At 61.2% G+C, this 1,967-nt stretch carries 1 protein-coding gene; it reads left to right on the top strand.

The genetic code is table 11. The features are described from left to right. Positions 1-1,586: AAA family ATPase (locus tag ACYVGD_RS15545; RefSeq protein WP_460744694.1), on the top strand; the 1,586-nt coding region annotated here is incomplete at its 5' end. Between the last annotated feature and the right edge of the window lie 381 nt (positions 1,587-1,967).

A 1,967-nucleotide genomic window follows, 5' to 3' on the forward strand; every position in this document is an offset into this window, starting at 1 on the left:
ATGCACCCATCAAATCGAAACCGACGACTCACACACCGTCCGGACCGAATGACGGGGGCGGCCCACGAGGACTCGAACTGCATGAGGAACTCGGTCACTGCCTCTTCTGTGCTGGGTCGGTAACGGGTGAGCGGCGGACCCAACTGGCGCGTCACTTCGATGAGAGCTGGCTCCAGATCCGGGGCAAGGCCAAGGACCTGCTCGGTGCTGTCACTAGCGAGAAGCAGATGCTTTCAGCCTGGTACTCGAATCTGCCGGTCACCGGCAGCCTGGTAGGCGACCTCCAGTCTGCTTACGGCCAGGCGCTAGACAAGGTGAAGGCAGAGGTAGATGAGCGGGTCGCGACACTGGAGGCGGTAGAGGTGGCTCTCGGTGGAAAGATCGATGACCCGAGCGCGACTCCCGAAGCACCGGACTGGTCGGTGCTGGTCAGCGCACCGTCCATCACGGTGCTTGGGCAAGTGGTCGCCGAGCACAACGATCAAGTGCGCCGTCATAGCGAGGTGACGACCGAGCGGAAGCAGACCGTTCTAGATCACCTGGTCGGATCGCAGAGTGAGGCATTCCGCGGCCTAGAGGAGAAGGCCAAGGAGCTCGGAGACAAGAGCATTGCTTGTACCAAGGCTGCCGAGCTGGCTGAGCATCGGCTGGACGAGGTTCGTCGGGCACAGTTCACGACCAAGGACATGGCGGATACGCTGACCCGCGATCTGGCTCGCGTCTACGGCAAGGACTACCTTAGTGTGGCGGTCACTGAGGACGGGAAATCGTACGCGTGCCGACGAGGCGACAAGCCTGGAACCGACCTCAGCGACGGCGAGCGAACGACCCTGTCGCTGCTGTACTTCTTGCGAAAGCTCGAGGACGAACAGGTCCCAGGCGGTGACCCTCTACAGCGGATCGTGGTCATTGACGATCCTTCCAGCTCACTCGACCGAGAGGCGCTGTTCGCAACCCACCAGTGGCTTGTGGACACACTCAAGGACTTCGGGCAGTACGTCGTTCTGACGCACGACTTCAGCCTCCTACGGCTGTTCCTCAAGTCACACAAAAACGCTTGGGGCAAGTCGATGAAGGAGATCAACGCCGGCAACGTTGACGAAGCCCGCTTCCCTCGGGTGGCGTTTCTGGAGATGCACGCTGCTGTTGTCGATGGCGAGCGCCGTTCGAGGATGGGTAAATTACCGCGGTTGCTGCTAAACAACACTTCGGAATACGCCTACCTCTTCTCGATGGTCATGGCTGGGATCGCCGACTCCGAAGACCATGAGCGTCTCTTCCTACTGCCAAACGCTGCTCGCCGAGTGCTGGAGGTCTTCGCTAGCTACAAGGCTCCGCATAGGACTGACTTCCTCCAGGCGCTAGAGGTGCTGGTCCAGGCCCAAGATGGAGAACCGTACCGGGACGTCTACGACTTCTGTAACCGGTTCTCCCATGGTGAGGGCAGTGAGAGTGTCGATGTGCTCGACGCCCGAGCTGTCTATGGACAGATACGGCGTTGTATGGAATTCCTGCGAGCGGTCGACAGCGAGCACTTCGAGCGCATGTGCGCGGCAACAGGCACGAATCCAGCCGTGCTGCCATGAGGTCGTGGCTGCACCAACCAGAATCCCCTCGCCCGCCCATGTGGGTCCCATCCGGGAGTTTGATGGAGCAGGTCGCCGCGCACCGAGCCGGCAGTCACTCCGATACGCTCGCCAACTCGGGACAGCGAGGTGGCTCCTCGCCAAGCACCCTGAGAGCTAGACACTCCGAGCTATCCGAGTCTTCGCCCACACGGTGCCGCGGTGAAGCCCGAATCGTCTTGCCAGGGCAAGCACACTGACGCCAGCGGCACGGGCTGTTCGCATAGCGTCACTTCCTCGTCGGACAGCCGTGTTCGAGGTCGCTTCCTTGGTTCTGGGCCGCCCCCGTCATTCGGTCCGGACGGTGTGTGAGTCGTCGGTTTCGATTTGATGGGTGCATTG

The organism is Mariniluteicoccus endophyticus (assembly GCF_054780035.1).